The 17769-nt window shown below is 70.1% G+C and carries 16 protein-coding genes and 1 pseudogene; 9 read left to right on the forward strand and 8 right to left on the reverse strand.

The genetic code is table 11. The features are described 5' to 3' along the window. Window positions 1-1752, reverse strand: a 1752-nt coding sequence (gene abc-f / locus EAO72_RS07645; protein WP_148016473.1) for a ribosomal protection-like ABC-F family protein, incomplete at its 3' end; no start/stop codon positions are given. Between the two features lie 232 nt (window positions 1753-1984). After that, window positions 1985-3652, reverse strand: a complete 1668-nt coding sequence (locus EAO72_RS07650; protein ID WP_148016474.1) for an IclR family transcriptional regulator domain-containing protein — start codon at window positions 3650-3652, stop codon at window positions 1985-1987. 191 nt (window positions 3653-3843) lie between these two features. On the opposite strand from EAO72_RS07650, the gene EAO72_RS07655 reads away from it, so the two are divergent. From EAO72_RS07655 to EAO72_RS07670, 4 genes are all read left to right on the forward strand, one after another. Then, entirely contained in the window at window positions 3844-4629 is a 786-nt protein-coding gene (locus tag EAO72_RS07655) for a CoA transferase subunit A (protein ID WP_148016475.1), read from the forward strand. After that, window positions 4626-5273 carry a CoA transferase subunit B gene (locus EAO72_RS07660; protein ID WP_148016476.1) on the forward strand — a complete coding sequence of 216 codons (648 nt, stop codon included), beginning with the start codon at window positions 4626-4628 and terminating at the stop codon, window positions 5271-5273. The genes EAO72_RS07655 and EAO72_RS07660 overlap by 4 nt, the downstream gene beginning before the upstream one ends. A gap of 177 nt (window positions 5274-5450) precedes the next feature. Next, window positions 5451-5897, forward strand: a complete 447-nt coding sequence (locus EAO72_RS07665; protein ID WP_261991360.1) for a class F sortase — start codon at window positions 5451-5453, stop codon at window positions 5895-5897. Next, a complete protein-coding gene (locus EAO72_RS07670; protein ID WP_148016478.1) occupies window positions 5878-6336 on the forward strand; it encodes a VOC family protein in 459 nt (152 codons plus the stop codon). The genes EAO72_RS07665 and EAO72_RS07670 overlap by 20 nt, the downstream gene beginning before the upstream one ends. A 1-nt stretch (window position 6337) precedes the next feature. Here the strand turns inward: EAO72_RS07670 and EAO72_RS07675 are convergent, their stop codons facing one another. Further along, the gene (locus EAO72_RS07675; RefSeq protein WP_148016479.1) at window positions 6338-7231 is read right to left on the reverse strand and encodes a helix-turn-helix transcriptional regulator; all 894 of its coding nucleotides are present in this window, start codon (window positions 7229-7231) and stop codon (window positions 6338-6340) included. Window positions 7232-7369: 138 nt separating this feature from the next. Here EAO72_RS07675 and EAO72_RS07680 point away from each other — a divergent pair, with 138 nt between their 5' ends. Continuing rightward, window positions 7370-8149, forward strand: coding sequence for an NAD(P)H-dependent oxidoreductase (locus tag EAO72_RS07680; RefSeq protein ID WP_148016480.1), 780 nt, complete (start codon window positions 7370-7372; stop codon window positions 8147-8149). A 182-nt stretch (window positions 8150-8331) separates the two neighbouring features. Here EAO72_RS07680 and EAO72_RS07685 read toward each other — a convergent pair whose 3' ends face one another. Beyond that, window positions 8332-8577 carry a hypothetical protein gene (locus EAO72_RS07685; protein WP_148016481.1) on the reverse strand — a complete coding sequence of 82 codons (246 nt, stop codon included), beginning with the start codon at window positions 8575-8577 and terminating at the stop codon, window positions 8332-8334. Between the two features lie 107 nt (window positions 8578-8684). On the opposite strand from EAO72_RS07685, the gene EAO72_RS07690 reads away from it, so the two are divergent. Next, window positions 8685-9512: a helix-turn-helix domain-containing protein gene (locus EAO72_RS07690; protein WP_148016482.1), complete on the forward strand. Its 828-nt coding sequence runs from the start codon at window positions 8685-8687 to the stop codon at window positions 9510-9512. Then, entirely contained in the window at window positions 9509-9718 is a 210-nt protein-coding gene (locus tag EAO72_RS07695; protein ID WP_148016483.1) for a DUF397 domain-containing protein, read from the forward strand. Before EAO72_RS07690 ends, EAO72_RS07695 begins: the two co-directional genes overlap by 4 nt. Before the next feature lie 5 nt (window positions 9719-9723). On the opposite strand, the gene EAO72_RS07700 is transcribed toward EAO72_RS07695, so the two are convergent. Continuing rightward, a complete protein-coding gene (locus tag EAO72_RS07700) occupies window positions 9724-10509 on the reverse strand; it encodes a hypothetical protein (RefSeq protein ID WP_222724070.1) in 786 nt (261 codons plus the stop codon). A gap of 173 nt (window positions 10510-10682) precedes the next feature. Between EAO72_RS07700 and EAO72_RS07705 the strand changes: the two genes are divergently transcribed. After that, entirely contained in the window at window positions 10683-11528 is an 846-nt protein-coding gene (locus EAO72_RS07705; protein WP_148016484.1) for an HAD family hydrolase, read from the forward strand. Between the two features lie 354 nt (window positions 11529-11882). After that, on the forward strand, window positions 11883-12200 hold the full coding sequence (locus tag EAO72_RS07710; protein ID WP_148016485.1) for a hypothetical protein: 318 nt from the start codon (window positions 11883-11885) through the stop codon (window positions 12198-12200). Between the two features lie 250 nt (window positions 12201-12450). On the opposite strand, the gene EAO72_RS07715 is transcribed toward EAO72_RS07710, so the two are convergent. The 3 genes and pseudogenes from EAO72_RS07715 to EAO72_RS07725 all read right to left on the reverse strand — a co-directional run. Then, window positions 12451-12822, reverse strand: a complete 372-nt coding sequence (locus EAO72_RS07715; RefSeq protein ID WP_148016486.1) for an SCO4402 family protein — start codon at window positions 12820-12822, stop codon at window positions 12451-12453. Continuing rightward, on the reverse strand, window positions 12812-16696 hold the full coding sequence (locus EAO72_RS07720; protein WP_315986293.1) for a DUF6531 domain-containing protein: 3885 nt from the start codon (window positions 16694-16696) through the stop codon (window positions 12812-12814). Before EAO72_RS07720 ends, EAO72_RS07715 begins: the two co-directional genes overlap by 11 nt. 18 nt (window positions 16697-16714) lie before the next feature. Beyond that, window positions 16715-17644, reverse strand: a pseudogene (locus EAO72_RS07725) (IS481 family transposase); the annotation flags it as partial. Window positions 17645-17769: the final 125 nt, after the last annotated feature.

A 17769-nucleotide genomic window follows, 5' to 3' on the forward strand; every position in this document is an offset into this window, starting at 1 on the left:
CGGATCGCCTACCTCTCGCAGCGCCTCGACCTGCTGGACCTCGACCGCACGGTGGCCGAGAACTTCGCCGCGTTCGCCCCGCACCGGGCGGAGGCGGAGCGGATGAACCTGCTCGCGCGCTTCCTGTTCCGCGGTGACCGGGCCCATCTGCCCGTCGGCCAGCCTCAGCCACCGGTCCACCCCGATCCGTTCGAGGAACCGTTCGTCGTGGCTGACGACGACGAACGCCCCCCGGTAGGAGCCCAGGGCGCTCTCCAGCTGCTCGGCGCTGACCAGGTCGAGGTTGTTGGTCGGCTCGTCCAGGAGCAGCAGCTGCGGGGCCGGCTCCGCACACAGGATGCACGCCAGGGTGGCCCGCAGCCGCTCGCCGCCGGACAGCACGCCGACGGGCAGATGGGCCCGGTCACCGCGGAACAGGAAGCGCGCGAGCAGGTTCATCCGCTCCGCCTCCGCCCGGTGCGGGGCGAACGCGGCGAAGTTCTCGGCCACCGTGCGGTCGAGGTCCAGCAGGTCGAGGCGCTGCGAGAGGTAGGCGATCCGCCCGTCGGCCCGCCTGATCTCCCCGCCGTCCAGCGGCAGATCGCCGTTGACCAGGCGCAACAGGGTACTCTTGCCGGCCCCGTTGGGCCCGGTCAGGGCGATGCGTTCGGGACCCCGGATCGTCAGGTCGACGCCGCGGCCGGGGAACTGCTCCCGGTCCCCGTAACGGACCTGGAGCCGCTCGCCGAGCAGCACCGTGCGTCCGGCCGGAACGTCCGTGTCCGGGAGGTCGAGCGTGATGCGCTGCTCGTCGCGCACCGCCCGGCCCGCCTCGTCCAGCCGCGCCTTGGCGTCGCCGACCCGGGCGGCATGCGTCTGACCGGCCCGGCCCGCGGACTCCTGGGCGCCGCGCTTCATGTTCCCTGCGAAGATGCGCGGCAGACCGGCGCTCTTGAGGTTGCGGGCCGCGTTGCTCGCGCGGCGCTCGGCCCGCTCACGGGCCTGCTGCAGCTCCCGCTTCTCCCGCTTCAGTTCCTGCTCGGCGTTGCGGACGTTCTTCTCGGCCACCTCCTGCTCGGCCCGCACGGCTTCCTCGTAGTCGGTGAAGTTGCCGCCGTACAGGCGTAGTTCACTCGTTCCGAGTTCGGCGATGCGGTCCATGCGGTCGAGGAGCGCGCGGTCGTGGCTGACGAGGAGCAGGGTGCCGTTCCAGGCATCCAGCGTCTCGTGGAGCCTGCGGCGTGCGTCGCTGTCCAGGTTGTTGGTCGGCTCGTCGAGCAGGAGCACATCGGGCTTCTTCAGCAACTGGGCGGCCAGACCGAGTGAGACGACCTGACCGCCGCTGAGCGTGCCGATGCCGCGGTCGAGCGACACGTCCTCCAGCCCGAGCCGGTCCAGCTGGGCACGGGTGCGCTCCTCGATGTCCCAGTCGTCGCCGATGACCGCGAAGTGCTCCTCGCCCACGTCGCCGGACTCGACGGCGTCCAGCGCGCGGATCACCGCGTCGACGCCCAGGACCTCGGCCACCGACAGGCCGCCGGTCAGGGGCAGGCTCTGCGGGAGGTAGCCGAGCGTGCCGCCCACGGTCACGGATCCGCCGGTGGGCCGGAGTTCCCCGGCGATCAGTTTGAGCAGGGTGCTCTTGCCGGACCCGTTGGGCGCGACCAGGCCGGTGCGGCCGGTGCCCACGGTGAACGACAGGCCGTCGAGGACGGGCGTGTCGTCGGGCCAGGAGAAGGAAAGGTTCGAGCAGATGACGGATGCGTCGGACATGCGGAAGACCTCGCGTGTGAATCCGGGGTCGGCACGGAGTGCCGCCCCCGGAGGAGTGGCCGAAAGGGGAACAACGACATGGCCACTGCGGTGGCGCTCCTGGGCGCCCGCGGTGGCCGATCGGCTCCGGGTATCACCCGGAGATGTCGTCGTCGCCTGCCATGTCTGGTCTCCTCGTTACACGCTGAACGGCCTGACGATCTTAGCAAACGAGTCGCTCGGCCGGGATGCGTCACATCGCCGGCACCCGGACGTACCGTTCGGTGATGTGCAGGTCGGCCTCGATGCGTTCGGCCGCCGCTCGCAGCCGTGGCAGCACCTCCGTGACGCATTCCTCCAGGGTGCGGCTGCTGCTGTGCATGGCCACGTTGACCGCCGCCACGACCGTGCCCCGGCGGTCGTGGACGGGGACGGCGACCGACCGCAGTCCCACCTCCAGCTCCTCGTCGACCAGCGCGTAGCCGTCCGCCAGGACACGGTCCAGCGCCGCCCGGAGCTCGTCGGGCCCCGTGACGGTGTACGGGGTCAGGGCGTGCGGCGGCGTCCTGGCGAGGCGGTTCTCGCGCTCCGGGGCCGGCTGCGCGGCGAGCAGCACACGGCCCATCGACGTCGCGTGCGCGGGGAAGCGCGTACCGACCGTGATGTTGACGTTCATGATGCGACGGGTCGCCACGCGCCCGGTGTACTGGATGTCGTCGCCGACGAGGACCGCGAGCGAGGCCGAGTCCCGGACCTGTCCGGTCAGCGCGGTCAGGTGGGGCTGGGCGATCTGCGGCAGCGTCGCGACGGACAGCGGCGGGTAGCCGAGGGCCAGCACGCGCGGGGTGAGGTGGTGCGCCCGGTCCCGCACGGTGACGTAGCCGAGGTGCTCCAGGGTGATCAGGGCCCGCCGGGCGGTGGCCCTGGCCAGCCCGGTGGCCCGGGCCGCCTCGGTCAGCGTCAGTGCGGCACGGCCCTCGCCGAAAGCGGCCAGTACGGTCAGGCCGCGTGCGAGCGACTCGTTGAACTCGCGGCCCAGTTCCTGCTTGGAGGCGCCGGTCCAGGAGGCCAGCGCCACGGGGGAGTTGGGGACGGCGGCGGGCGGCGCCTGCCGGAGGTCCTGTTCCATGGCTGCCGCGGCCGTCCGCAGCCGGGACAGCAGGGTGTCACGCAGGGCGGTCGCGGTGTGCCGGCTGGTGTGGCTCACGACGCTGACGAGGCAGGCCACCCGGCCGTCGGGGGAGTGGACCGGCACGGCGAGGGCGACGAGGCCGGGCTCGATCAACTGGTCGTCGAGAGCCCAGCCGTCGCGACGCGCGTGCTCCGCCCGTTCCGCGAACTCCTTCTCGTCCCGGGGCGCATGCGGGGGAACGGCGGCGAAGGCCAGTCCCTCCGGATCTGTGGCCCGCCGCTCCCGCCACCGCTGCCACTCCCGGGCGTCCCAGCCGGCGGCCAACAGCGGTCCCGGGGCGGTGCGTTCGGCGGGCAGCAGGTCCCCGATCCGGAAGCTGAGCGACATCGCGCGACGCCGGGTGGCCTGATGGACGAAGCGGATGCCGTCGCCGTCGCCGACCGCGAGGGACACCGACTCGTCCAGCTCGTCGGCCAGCGCGTCGGCGCGCCCGCCGAGCAGTGAGGGGAGACGGAGGGCGGAGAGATAGGCGTTGCCCAGCTCCATCAGGCGCGGGGCGAGCGTGACGTCGCGCCCGTCCACCCGTACGTACTCCATGCGGGCCAGGGTCGCGGTGATCCGGTCGACCGTGGACCGGGCGAGCCCGGTGGCCCGCTCGATCGCGCTGGGACTCATCGTCCCGCCCTCGTCGGTGAGCCGGCGCAGGACCGCGATGCCGCGCATGAGCGGGGCGACGGCTTCGGGCGGTGCCGGCGTCTCGGTCTGCTGGAGCGTGTGGGGCGGTGGCATCGGCTCTCCGTCGGGCGTGGTGGGGACACAGTAGTGAACACCGGCAGGTGGGGGCGCGTGCGCCCGCCTCGGTGGGACGCCGGCCGTTGACAGGGCGAGGGGTGGGCGGCAGACTCCGTGCCAAGAATAGTGAAAGAAACTTCACTATGCGAACATGCGCGATCAGGCGCGAACAAGTGAGGAACGGTCCCATGGACAAGGTGGTCGCCTCCGCCGCGCAAGCCGTGGCCGACGTCCCGGACGGGGCCTCGATCGCGGTCGGCGGCTTCGGGCTCAGCGGCGTCCCCGACGCGCTGATAGCGGCCCTCCACGAGCGGGGCACCGGAGACCTGCGCGTCGTGTCCAACAACTGCGGCGCGCAGGWCTCCGGGCTCGCGGTCCTGCTGGCCGCCGGCCGGATCAGCCGGGTCACCGGCTCGTACATCGGCGGCAACAAGGAGTTCGGCCGCCAGTACCTGGGGGGCGAACTGGAACTCGAACTCATCCCCCAGGGCACCCTCGCCGAGCGGCTGCGCGCCGGCGGGGCGGGCATCCCGGCCTTCTACACCCCGGCCGGCGTGGGCACCCTCGTCGCCGACGGCGGAATGCCCTGGCGCTACGACGGGAACGGCGGCGTCGCGATCACCTCCCCGGCCAAGGAGGTACGCGACTTCGACGGCACCCCCTACGTGATGGAGCGCGGCATCCGCACGGACTTCGCGCTCGTCAGGGCGGCCAGGGGGGACCGGCACGGGAACCTCGTCTTCAACAAGGCGTCCCGCAACTTCAACCCGCTCGCCGCCATGGCGGGCCGCATCACGATCGCCGAGGTCGAGGAACTGGTCGAGCCCGGCGAGATCGACCCCGACCACGTGCACCTGCCCGGCATCTTCGTCCGGCGCGTCGTCGCGCTGACCCCGGAGCAGGCCGCGGACAAGAAGATCGAGCAGCGCACCGTGACCCCACGGACCCACCCCGACGAGGACGGCCACCGATGAGCTGGAACCGCCAGGAGATGGCCGCCCGCGCGGCCGCCGAGCTCCGCGACGGCGAGTACGTCAACCTGGGCATCGGCCTTCCGACGCTGATCCCCAACCACCTGCCCGCCGGTGTGCACGTCGTCCTCGAGTCCGAGAACGGCATTCTGGGCACCGGCCCCTTCCCGTACGACGAGGACGTCGATCCCGATCTGATCAACGCGGGCAAGGAAACGGTGACCGTCCTGCCGGGGGCCTCGTTCTTCGACTCGGCGCTCTCCTTCGGCATGATCCGCGGCGGGCACATCGACACGGCCGTGCTCGGCGCCATGCAGGTGTCCGCCCGCGGCGACCTCGCCAACTGGGCCGTACCCGGCAAGCTCGTGACCGGGATCGGCGGCGCCATGGACCTCGTGCACGGTGCCCGCCGCGTCATCGTGACGATGACCCACACCGCCAAGGACGGCAGCCCGAAGATCGTCGACGAGTGCACCCTCCCGCTCACCGGCCGGGCGTGCGTCCACCGGATCATCACGGACCTCGCCGTGCTCGACGTGACCCCCGACGGGCTGGCCCTGGTGGAGACCGCACCCGGCGTCGACATCGCCGAGGTGCTCGCCCGCACCGCCGCCCCGGTCCTCGTCGCCGAAGAGAGCACGCCGTGAGTCCCGGCCCGCGCGCACGGTCCACGGCCGTCCGGCCGGCAGCCGCCTCCGTACCGGAAAGGAAGCACCCCCGCCCATGAGCACCCCCACCGCCACCGTTCCCGTGGCCGCCACCGCTGTTCCCGCCGCCTCCGTGGCCGCCGTCGGATCCCCGCCCTCCACGTCAGCGCGCCCCTGGTGGACCTGACCCTGGACAGCCGGGGCAAGCTCGGCGTGCCCGACCCGGCGGAGCGCAATCTGGCCGGCTGGTACCGGGACGGGGTGACCCCCGGCTCCCCCGGCACCGCGATCGTGGTCGCCCACGTCGACACCCCGACCGGCCCGGCCGCCTTCGCCGGACTCGACACGCTGCGCCCGGGCGCGACGGTCGACGTGCGCCGGGCGGACGGGACGGTCGCGGGCTTCCGCGTCTACGCGATCGAGGAGTTCGAGAAGAGCGACTTCCCCAGCGCCCGTGTCTACGGCCCGGCGAAGGACGCCCAACTCCGCCTGCTCACCTGCGGGGGCAGCTATGACCCGGCTGCGGGCGGCTACCAGTCGAACGTGGTCGCCTTCGCCCGCCTGGTGGCGATTCACCCACCGGAAACAACCCTTCCGGGCAACAATGACGCGCATGACTCTTGAGTGGAAAGTCGTTGTCGACGCCGCGGACCCGCATGCCCAGGCCGGCTTCTGGTCCGCGGCCCTCGGCTACGAGATCGAGGACAACAGCCCCCTGGTCGAACGCCTCCTGGGCCTCGGAGCCGTACCGGAGGCCATCACGACGACCGCACACGGACGACGGGCCTGGCTCGACCTGGCGGCGGTACGGCACCCGGACGACCCCTTCGAGCCGGAGAGCGGGACGGGGCTCGGGCGGCGGCTGCTGTTCCAGCGCGTACCGGAGCCCAAGACGGTGAAGAACCGCCTCCACCTCGACCTGCACGCCGGACCCGAGCGCCGGGACGCGGAAGTGGCCCGGCTGGAGAACCTCGGCGCGAAGGTGCTCCGCAACGTGGCGGAGCAGGGCGGAACGTGGACGGTGCTCAGCGATCCGGAGGGCAACGAGTTCTGCGTGCAGTGACCTATTCGCGGACCCGGTACGCATCCGCCGATGCCCGCGCATCACCGCTGTCTGCGCTGTCCGCGCCGTCCGCGCCGTCCGCGCCGTCCGCGCCGAGCCTCGCGAGGAGCCGCAGTCCGTCTTCGGCGGGGCTGCCGGGGGCCGCCGACAGCACCAGCAGCTCCATGCCGGAGTCGTCCGGCAGCGCGAAGTTCTCCTGGTGCAGTTCCAGCAGCCCGACCAGGGGGTGCCGGTACGCCTTGCGGCCGTGGGTCCGGGCGCGCACGTCCGCGCGGGCCCAGAGACGGCGGAAGCGCTCGCTGCCCATCGCCAGCTCGCCGATGAGCGAGGCCAGGCGGGGATCCTCGGGATATCGGCCGGCGGCCAGCCGCAGGTGCCCGACGGCGTCGAGCGTGCAGGTCTCCCAGTCCGCGTAGAGGCCGCGCTCGGTCTCCTCCAGGAAGAGATGCCGGGCGGTGTTCAGCCCCGGCACGGGCCGCCCGTACAGCAACCCCGCGAGCCGGTTCCCGGCGAGCACGTCCAGGCGGTGGTCCATGATCAGCGCGGGTGCGTCGACGACCAGATCCAGCACGCGCAGCACCTCCGGCCGCACCCGCCCGCCCGGCGCCTTCGCGCGTCGCCGCCGCTGCCGGGCGAGGCGGTGGAGGTGCTCACGTTCGGTCTCGTCGAGGCCGAGTACCCGGGCGAGCGCGTCGAGGACCTGCTCGGAGGGCTGCGTGGCCCGGCCCTGCTCCAGGCGTACGTAGTAGTCGACGCTGACCCCGGACAGGTGGGCGACCTCTTCCCGGCGCAGCCCCTCGACCCGGCGGCGGCTGTCGGCCGGGATGCCGACGTCCGCCGGGTCGACCCGGGAGCGCCGGGTCCGCAGGAAGCCCGCGAGATCGAGATCGTCCATGCCTCCAGTATCGCCGCGGTACGGCCCGTGAGGGTGGCCCTGCCAGTCCCAGGAAGTCCGGTCCGACGGAAGAGGCGCCCCTGAACGAAGGACGTCCGGGCGTCTTCAATCGAAGGACACCCATCCGAAGGAGTTCCCATGAAGACGCTGATCGTCCACGCCCACCCGGAGCCGAAGTCGCTCAACAGCTCGCTCAAGGACCTCGCGGTGTCCACCTTGGAGGCCGCCGGCCACGAGGTGCGGGTGAGTGATCTGTACGCGATGAACTGGAAGCCGGTCGTGGACGCCTCGGACTACGGCCCCGACGCCTCCAGCCCACTGAGCGTCGCCCGGGACTCGGGCCGGGCCTTCGACGCCGGCACGCTGACCCCGGATGTCCGCGCGGAGCAGGAGAAGCTGCTGTGGGCCGACACGGTCATCTTCCAGTTCCCGCTGTGGTGGTACTCGATGCCCGCGATCCTCAAGGGCTGGGTGGACCGGGTGTTCACCTACCACTTCGCGTACGGCGTCGGCGAGCACAACGACACCAAGTACGGCGAACGCTACGGCGAAGGCACCCTCGCCGGCCGCAGGGCCCTGCTGTCGGTGACGGTCGGCGGCCAGGAGTCGCACTACACCGCACGCGGAATCAACGGCCCCATCGACGACCTGCTGTTCCCGATCCAGCACGGCATCCTCTACTACCCGGGCATCGAGGTGCTGCCGCCGTTCGTGCTGTACGGCACCGACCGGATGACCGGCGACGACTTCCCGGACGCCGCCAAGGCCTGGGAACAGCGCCTGCTCACCCTGGAGTCGACCGAACCGATCGCGTTCCGCCGGCAGAACTTCGGCGACTACGAGATCCCGTCCCTGCACCTGAAGTCCGGCCTGGAGCCGGAGGGCCGGACGGGCTTCGGCCTCCACGTACGCGGCTGACCGCCGACCCGTCCCTCACCGTCCCGCCCCGTGCGCCGCGGCTCGATGGCGTCTGCGCAGCACCCGGCAGTCGGTCTCCCTGCTCCCGTCCCCCTCCCGCCTGGCGGCGGCTTCGGCGAGATCGAACTCGCGGCACGCGCGGCACGCGGCGGGCGGGGCGGGCGGGGCGTCCTCCTGACCGCTCACGCCACTTCACCCCGGCTCCTGGCGTTCTCCCGCGCGGTCCTGGCGGCGAGGGACTCGGCGGGCGTGGCCGGCCGGACGTGCTCGGGAAGCACCTCCCACTCGGGACCGCCCTTGGCCGGGCGGAGCATCCAGTACGGGCCGGCCGCCCCGCGGAACTCCCCCACGCGCTCGCGGTCACGGTCGCCACGGCTGGTGTCCACGACGAGGGTGCCGCGGGGCGGGGGCCGGTTCTCTTCGGACACGTTTGTGCCTCTCCGTAGTCGTTCCACTACCAAGCGGTTCGAGCGTGGCCTAGAGTCGAAGTGTCTTCAACTTGCGCCATCCGTACGGAGAGTTGGGCGGGACACTGATGAACCGCAAAGAGCTGAGCCCCGAAAGCTCCCCCGTCGCCGCCTTCGGGGAGCGTCTTCGCACGTTGAGGGACGAGCGTGGCTGGACGCAGGATGAACTGGGTGAGCGCACGGGGTACTCCGGGACTCACATCTCGGCTGTCGAAACCGGTCGCCGGTCCCCAACTCCCCGCTTCTCGAATAGCGTCGACAAAGCGTTCGGAACCGGCGATCGGTTCGAGCGGCAGGGCCGGGCCGCACGCCACACGGCCCTGCTGGAAGGCTTCCCGGAGTACGTGGGCCAGGAGGCCCGAGCTGCGGAGATCCGGCTCTACGAGGTGGGCGTCATGCCCGGCCTGCTCCAGACCCCGGAGTACGCGACAGCCCTCGCCGAGAGCGCCGTGAAGCGCGGGGCGATCACGCCTGACCAGGCGCAGGAGCGGATCGACCTCGTCGCGCAGCGGCAGGCGTCACTGACCCGCACGCCCACACCCTTGGTGCTGGTCGTGCTCGACGAGAGCTGTATCCGCCGCCCGATCGGCGATCCAGCGGCTATGGACGCGCAGTTGACGCGCCTGCTCGAGTTCGCCGAACTGCCGACCACCGTCCTGCAGATCGCCCCGTTCACGATGGGCGTCCGCCGCCCGTTCAACCTGCCCGTCTACGTACTGACGCTGCCGGACCGCTCGCTCATGTCCTACGCCGAGTCGGCCCAACAGGGCCATCTGGAACGCGAAAGCACTTTCGTACTGCCGCTGTTGACGGCCTACCATCAGCTACAGGCCGAGGCGCTCTCCCAGTCGGCGTCGATGGCCATGATCGAGCAGGCACGAAAGGGCACCCCGTGACGACCGAATCCCCCCGCTGGTACACCTCCTCCTACAGCGATAACGGCGGTGCCTGCATCGAGGTCGCCACCAACCTCGTCGCCCCGCGCGGCATCGTCCCCGTACGCGACTCCAAGAACCCGACCGGCCCGGTCCTGACGCTCCCCGTCGACGCCTTCACCTCCTTCGTGGCGGGCATCCAGCGGGGCGACCTCGGCAACGCCTGATTGCGTCAGCGAGCCGCGCACGCACGGAAGGCGAGCCGCCCCAGCTCCGTCTCCGGCCGATCGGACCCGCGGAACTCCTCGCCTCCCACCGAGACTCCGCCGTCGTCCTGTCGGCCGATATGGCGCGCGATCATGCCGTCCCCGCCCGACTGGAGGACCTGGAGCTCGGAGCGGCCGTCGTGGTCGGAGTCCGTGACCCACACCCCGGACACGAACGCCGGGCTGCCCGTCCGGATGGTGCCGGTCCGGTCACTGCTCAGATCGCGGGCGAGAGGCCCGTAGCGCACCTCGTGCACCAGCATGCTGTCGCGCGGGCTGTCGCCCTCGTCGTCCTGACTGTAGAAGAGAGCCAGGTCGAGGTACCCGTCGCCGTCGAAGTCGCCGAAGGCTCCGCGCGTCGCCATGTCCTCCTTGAGCGCACCTCGCAGCTTCGGCCAGAACCCACGGGCATCGCCCACCCCGACGGTGGTGCGGTCTCCGTCTTTCCGAAAGACCACCGAACCGGACGCGTTGCGGTTCTGGTCGCGGATCTCGTCCAGGTGCCCGTCCGCATCCACGTCGGCGCGCAGGGTGGTGCTGTCCGCTGCGCATATGGGCAGGGGCGCATGGCCGCCCGGCTGGGGCCCGGCGCCCAGAAGAGGCCACAAGCCGCCGGCCAGCACGGCGAGACCGGCTCCGGCACCCGTGGCGAACCGACGCCGACGCGAGCGCCGCCGTCGCCGCTGCCGCTCCCGCAGCGACAGGATCTCTTCCCTGAGCGTGACTCTCCCCGGACCATCAAACGGAGGCATGTCCGCACTCTAGGTCCGGCCCGGAATTCCCGGCCTGCGCCCCAGCCCTCTGGACCCAGCCGGTACGTTTCCTCCCGGTACGCCCCCACGTCCTACGGACCGCCTCCCGACACCCGACCATCGCCGCAGGTCAGGGCCGTACAGCGGAATTCGAGGAACTTTACGCTTGCCTCATGCCTCTCCCGCCCGCATATGCCCTCGTCGCCACGGACCTGGACGGCACGCTGCTGCGCCGCGACGACACCGTGAGCCCCCGCACCCGCGCCGCGCTCGCCCGCGCCGCAGCCGCCGGGGCCCGGCACCTCGTGGTGACCGGTCGGCCGGTGCCGGGGGTAAGGGAGTTGCTCTCGGCTCTGGACTACCAGGGGCTCGCGGTCTGCGGCCAGGGAACCCAGCTGTACGACACCGCAACGGGCCGCATCGTCCACGCGGCCACTCTGGACCGCGAGTTGGCCGAGGCCGCGCTCGGCAAGATCGAGGCGCAGGTGGGCCAGGTCTTCGCGGCGGTGGACCAGGACGGGACCGACGGCCGGACCCTGATCGAGCCCGGCTACCTGATGCCGCACCCCGCGCTGCCGGCCCATCGGGTGCTTCACCGGGACGAGTTGTGGGCCGCCCCGGTCATCAAGGTGCTGATCCGCCACCCGGACCTGGACGACGACACCCTGGCCGCCGCCGCCTACGCGGCCGTGGGCGACCTCGCCACGGTGACGCACTCGGGCCCGAAGACGGTCGAACTCCAGCCGTACGGTGTCGACAAGGGCGCCGGCATCGCGGCGGCCGCCGAGCACCTGGGCCTGGACCCGGCGACCGCGATCGCCTTCGGGGACATGCCCAACGACCTCCCCATGTTCCGCAGTTGCGGCTACGGCGTGGCGATGGCGAACGCCCACCCACTCCTGCGGGCGGCGGCAGACGAAGTGACGCTGTCCCATGAGGAGGACGGGGTCGCGGTGGTCCTGGAGCGCGTCTTCAGCACACACGCGCGCTCGCCCACCCCGGCGAACCCCCGGAGTTGACATCGATGGAGGCGCGCTGGACGTGACTGCAGCAGCGCTTTCCTCATGGGCGAGCACCCCCATCGATCTCGACTCCGAACGCGACATGGTGCTCGGCGCGGGGCTGCCGGCTTGCTGCACGAGCCGGTCACAGCGGAAAGCCGTTCCTCCAAGGAGCATCCAGGTCTTCCGGGTCTACTCCGAGGCTCCGCACCACGTCGTCTACGTCCGCCAAACTCGCTACGGTGGCCAGCCGCACCCGCTCAATGTCCTCTTCCCCGAAGCATGCGTCGCGGCTCACAAGGTGGCGCGGAATTTGGACTTTCGAGATCCTGAAAGTCCCGCCAGGCAACGGATACACCCACACCCAGGCACATGAACCCGGGCCGCGGGCGTCACAGCGGGCCGACACGAGGGCTTTTGACATCACCAGGCGGTTTTGCGCCTCGATACGCACACGTTCCCCTTTTCAACCAGAGCCCGATCGGGACGGCAACCGGGTTCTTAGAGATCGAAGCATCACGTGGATTCTTTGCGGCTAAACACCCCCAATTGCCCGTTGATAACTCTCCAGCATTCGGACAGCTCACCCTCGTCATCGCCCACAAAGAAGTTGCCCTCGATCCCGGCGACAAACCGCGCAACATCCTCGATCTGATGGCGAACAAGGTCAACCCCAGCAGCCTTTACTGAAGCACCGAAGAAGGCGTGCGCAACCCAATTGATTTCCCTCTACTGATACAGCCATCCCGAAGAATAGAGACGAACGAGCCTCCGGGAGAGCCCGAATTCCTCCCCTCTAACGACATACCCATCCACGATTTGGCGAATTTTTCCCAGCTCGCCGAAATCGCAGTCTAGATGCCCCCTCACGTCATAGAAGCGAGACTCCCCTCTAAACCCCCAACTCGCGAACCCGCGACGCAGATCGACACCATTCCCCTCATTTGGGCGTCCCACTCATCACCTTCAACGCTTCACGCGCCGCTGTAACCACATCGAGCCATGCTTGCGAACGAATAATCTCTTCATCACTTGACGCGGAAGAAGAAATAGAAGAATCAAGCGCAGAGTTCAGCGAGTTCATCAATGCCACCTCTTCATCCCCGACGAGTACGTACCCCACCCTTCCATCTGGCTCAGCCAGCACACCCGAATCGTCGAAGAAGTCCAACGCATCGTCAAGGTTGGAGGAATTTGATTCCACGCTCAGCCAATTATCTTCTTGCCAGTTTTGGTCACTCAACTTGACCAGCCATTCAATCAACTGAGTTCGAACCCAGGGAGTCTGAAGATCTCGATCCTTAGGGGGCATTCCAAATCCTCCACGACTGCCACTCACTTAGCGGGACATGGGCCTCTATCGGATAATCCTGTATTTTTGCATTCTGAGGAAGGAGGCTACCTCCTCGGCCAACAATTCGCCCCTTTGAATTAATTATCACGTGATCGACTTGCTGAGTCTCCCATCGCGACTCGGGATCCCCTCTGTCGATGCGCACACTGTCCTGCCCCTTCCGTGCCCGCCATACGAACCCCTCTTTACGTGCATTCTTCTTGAATTTACTCGTCATATGAGGCCCGGACCAACCGTCAGGAACCTTGCCGCTCCCGTATGGGAACCAACCGGGACCGTTGCAGCGCGGCGCAAGCCCCAGCGGGTCGGTCCACGTGTGCGGGTTGTGGACATAGGCGACGGGGTTGGGCGCCGGCTCCAGGCCCAGCGGGTCCGGCGTGAGGTAGCGGGCGGATTCGGGGTCGTAGTGGCGGTGGAGGTTGTAGTGGTGGCCCGTTTCCAGGTCGTGGTACTGGCCGGGGAAGCGGAGCGGGATGTACGCGGTGGCGTCGTGGTTCCAGGTGGTGGTGCCCCAGAGCGTGGCACGGGCGTGCCACGCGATGTGGCCGGATTCGTCGACGAGGTGGGTCGGGGCGCCGATGAGGTCGGTGACGATCGCGTGGAAGCGGGTGTCGATCTCGGACTGGGGGGCGTCGGCTGCCGGGGTGTAGCGGGTGGTCTGGGTGAGGGGCGCGAGGCCGGTGGGGTCGTGGTCCCAGGTGAGGGTTTCGCGGCCGGGCCAGTCGGTGGATGTGGTGGTCTGCTCGATGAGAGTGGAGTCGTGCCACGTGAAGACCGTTTCCTCGGCGACCGTTGCGTCGGAGGCGAGACGTTGCTTTGTGGTGCGGCGGCCCAGCGGGTCGTAGGTGTAGCGCCAGGTGGTGCCGTCCGGAGTGATGACGTGGGTGAGGCGGTCCTCGGCATCCCAGGTGTAGCGCCAGGTTTCGGGCTTTCGGGAGAGGCGCGTCTTCCGGCGAACGGTCGTGCGGCCGGCGGCGTCGTACTCGTAGCGGAAGCTGCCGGCGGTCCGAATGCGCGTGCCGGTGTAGGAGCGGGGACCGGTGGCCTCGGAGGAGTGGGGGAACGTGTCGGGCCAGGCGGCTTCCGTCTGGTTGCCCGCCAGATCGTAGGCGTACGACTCCTGCCAGGTGGCGGCGTTGACGTGCGTGACGCGGCCGGTGGCGTCAAGGGTGTAGCGGGTGTCATCGGTGGCGGCGAGGTGGCCGTCGGGGCGCCATGTGTGGGTGTGTCGCACGAGAGGAGCCGTGGTTGCGTACGACTGGGTGGTGATGCGACCGGCCGGGTCCCAGCCCTGCGCCAGGGAGAGGACACCGTTCCAGGTGCGGGTGGTCTCGCGGCCTGCCGGGTCGAGTTCGTGGGTGAGGGTCCGGCCGGATGTGGTCAGGGCCGTGCGCTGCCCGGCGAGGTCATAGGTGTACGTGGATCGGTTGCCGGTGGAGGTCTCGCGGCCCACCAGGTTACTTGCCGGGTCATAACTCAGCGCTTTCGTGCGGCCGTTGACCGTCTCGGTCGTCAGGCGGCCTACCGGGTCGTAGGTTCGCTCCAAGGCCGTTCCGGGGCTTGCGGCTTGGAGGAGATCGCCTGTGGGCGACCAGCGGTAGGTCGTACGTTGCCCGGCGGCGTCCTTGGCCAGGACGCGGCCCAGCGCGTCGTGGGTGTAGCGGGTGGTCTGCCCCATCGGGCCGGTGTGCGCGGTGAGACGGCCCGCCTGGTCGTGCGCGTAGGTGAGGGTGCGGCCGTCGAAGTCGGATTCCGAACGCAGGTTTCCGGCCGGGTCGTACACATAGGTCCAGGTCAGGCCCTGGGGATTGGTGACCTGGGTGAGGCGGGCCTCGGCGTCGTGGGTGAAGGTGTAGCGGGCGCCGTCGGGGTCGGCGCGGGCGGTGAGCAGGTCGAAGTGGGTGTACTCGTAGTGCGTGACCTGCCCGAGCGCATCCGTGTGGGTCGTGCGGTTGCCCTCTCCGTCGTACGTCCATGACTCCGTTGAACCGTCCGGGCCCCGGACCTGCATGAGGTGCCCTTCCACCGACCAAGTGAAGGCCGTGGTGCCGCCGACAGGGTCGGTGACGGTGATGACGCGGCCGAAGGCATCGCGCCGGTAGCAGGTCGTGGCGCCCAGGGGGTCGGTGACCTCGATCGGCAGACCAGCCGCGTCGCAACGGATGCGGGTAGTCGCGCCCAGGGGGTCGGTGACGGCAATCAGGGCACCGTTCGATGTGTAGGTGTAGCGGGTGACCTGGCCCAACGGGTCCGTACGGCTGACGGGGTTGCCCGACCCGTCGAACGTCTGGTGCCAGAAGGCACCGGCCGGGTCGGTGATCCGGAGCGGGTTTCCGTACTCGTCGAGGGTGGCGGTGATCTCGGTGCCGTCCGGGCGGAGTACCGCGGTCAGGTGACCGTTCCCGTCGTAGCGGAAGCCGGTGGTGTGACCCAGGCCGTCGGTCTGCGCGATGGTCCGCCCCGCGTCGTCGTACGTAGTCCGGGTCACCGCGCCGTTCGGATCGATCTCGCCGACGACCAGGTGGCGTTCGTCGATCAGGTAGCGGCTGGTGGCCCCTTCCGGCGAGGTCAGCGTGGTCACGCGCAGGCCGGGGAAGTCGGGGTCGGTGCCCTCGTAGGTGAAGCGGAAGGTGTAGTGCCCGCCCTCACCGCCTTCGGCGATGACGCGGTCCCGCTCGTCGTAGGTATACGCGTAGGAGCGGTTGTTGGTGTCGGTCCAGGAGGTGATCCGGCCCTCGGCGTCGTACGTGAACCGGAGCGGGAGGCCGGAGGAGTTGACGGTCTCGGTGAGGCGGCCGTCCGTGTAGCCGTACGTCAGCAGCCCGGTTCCGGCCAGGTGCAGTCCGGTGATCCGTCCGGCGGTGGTGGCGAGTCCGAGCCGGTAGCCGCAGCTGTGGACGATCTCGGCCGGAGAGCCGTCGGGGGCGTAGGTGAAGGTGATCACGTTGGCGTGGCGGTCGGCGATGCGGTGCAGCGGCGCCACGCCGGATTCGGGCCCCTCGGCGAAGGTGAGGGTTCGGGCGGTGTCCGGGTCGGTGATCGTGTACGTCCCGTCCGGCGATCTGGTCAGCGGCCGCCGTTCGCCCTCTGCGGGCAGCACCGGAGCGCCCCCTGGTGCGGGGTGCGGGTAGCCGAGCAGCTGACCGTCCTCCGTGAAGAAGATGACGCCCTGCTCGTCGAATTCGAGGCGTTGGTCGGCCGTGGACGCCCAGCCCGGGCCGAACCAGCGCCCGCCCCGGTAGCCGGAATCCGCCCGGCGGGAGAACACGAGCGGGAGTACGCCCGGCAGCTCGATGTCGGTCAGCGGGAGGAACATCCGGCCCGTGGCCAGGTCGACCGGGTCCGTCCTGCCTCGCCGGATGCGGTTCCGGCCACGCGTGAACGCCTGCCGCCCGCCCCGCATGGCTCCGCGCGCCCACTGCGTCGCCCCGCGCACCGCGAGCCGCGTACCGATCCGTGCCACGACCGGGCCCAGCAGGCGCGGTGCCGCCGCCATCAGCAGAGTCTCCGCGAGGCCGCCGCCCATCAGCAATTCCAGCGGCAACGCGTACGGCAGAGCGAACATGGCGAGCATCAACAGCAACGGAAGCCCCACCCGCACCAGCTTCTCCAGCAGGAAGCCGCGCGCGCCGAGCGTCTCGTACACCTCCAGCGGCTGCCCACCCGAGGCGATGGCCTCCCAGCGGTACAGCAGCAGTCCACCCGTCACGAGAGCGCCCGCGCACACCGCGATGCGGAACTGGACCAACGCCGCGTCCTCTGCCAACGGCCGCCGGGCCGCCGCCCGGTACCCGTACGCCGCCGCCCACAGGCGCCAAGCGGTGAGTGCCATCCCCGCCAGAGCGCATCCGGGGACGCGGCTGGCGGGTGGTTTGCCGGCGAGCGCGGTGTGGCCGCGGTGGTGATTGTAGGAGTGGAGCCAGTGGGGGAAGGCGTCGCGTCGTTCGTGTTCTGATCGGTAGGGCTTTGCGTAGGCCCATTCGTCGAGCAGGGTGCGGTTGAGGCGTTCGACCTTGCCGTTGGTCTGTGGCCGGTAGGGCCGGGTTCGCTTGTGGGTGATCCCGGCCGCCGTCAGGGTCTCTCGCCAGAGGTAGGACTTGTAGCAGGCGCCGTTGTCGGTCAGGACCCGTTCGACGGTGATCCCGACGCSGGCGAAGTAGGCMTGTGCCCGTGTCCAGAAGGCGGTGGCGGTTTCCTTCTTCTCGTRSGRGTGGATCTCGCTGTAGGCGAGGCGGGAGTGGTCGTCGACGGCGGTGTGGATGTAGCTGTAGCCGGCCCCGGAGCGGGTCTTGCGGCCTGCCTGGCGGCCCAGGGCCTTGTGGCCGCCGCCGTCGGGGATGTTGCCGAGTTTCTTGATGTCCACGTGCACGAGTTCACCGGGGCGGTCGCGTTCGTAGCGGCGTATGACGCGGCCGGTGGCCCGGTCGAGATGGGCCAGGCGGGCCAGGCCGAAGCGGGTCAGGACGCGATGCACGGTCGAGGGCACCAGGCCCAGCAGATGGGCGATGCGGGCCGGGCCCCACCGGCGAAGGACACGGACCTTGATGATCCGGCGTTCGGTGCGCGTCGGGGTCCTGCGTGGGCAGTGGTGCGGACGGGAGGAGAGGTCCGCCATCCCGGCCTCGCCCAGGGCCCGGTAGCGGCCGGCCCACCGCTGGGCGGTGGTCGGGGAGACCTGGAATCGTTCCGCGGCCCGGCGAAGCGGCCAGCCGTCCTCGACCACACAGCGGGCCAGCCGCAGCCGTCCGGTCTCGGTCAGGGGTGCATTACGGTGGGGCACGAGGGCCTTTCTGGTCGGTGTAGACGTCGCAATCCACACCGAACCCGGAAGGCCCTCACCCGTTCAAGATCCCTCAGTCGAGACCTGCATCACCCGTCCACAACCTCCCGGGACAGAACACCTAG

The sequence above is a fragment of the Streptomyces sp. OR43 genome, assembly GCF_008042275.1.
GTDB lineage: Bacteria > Actinomycetota > Actinomycetes > Streptomycetales > Streptomycetaceae > Streptomyces.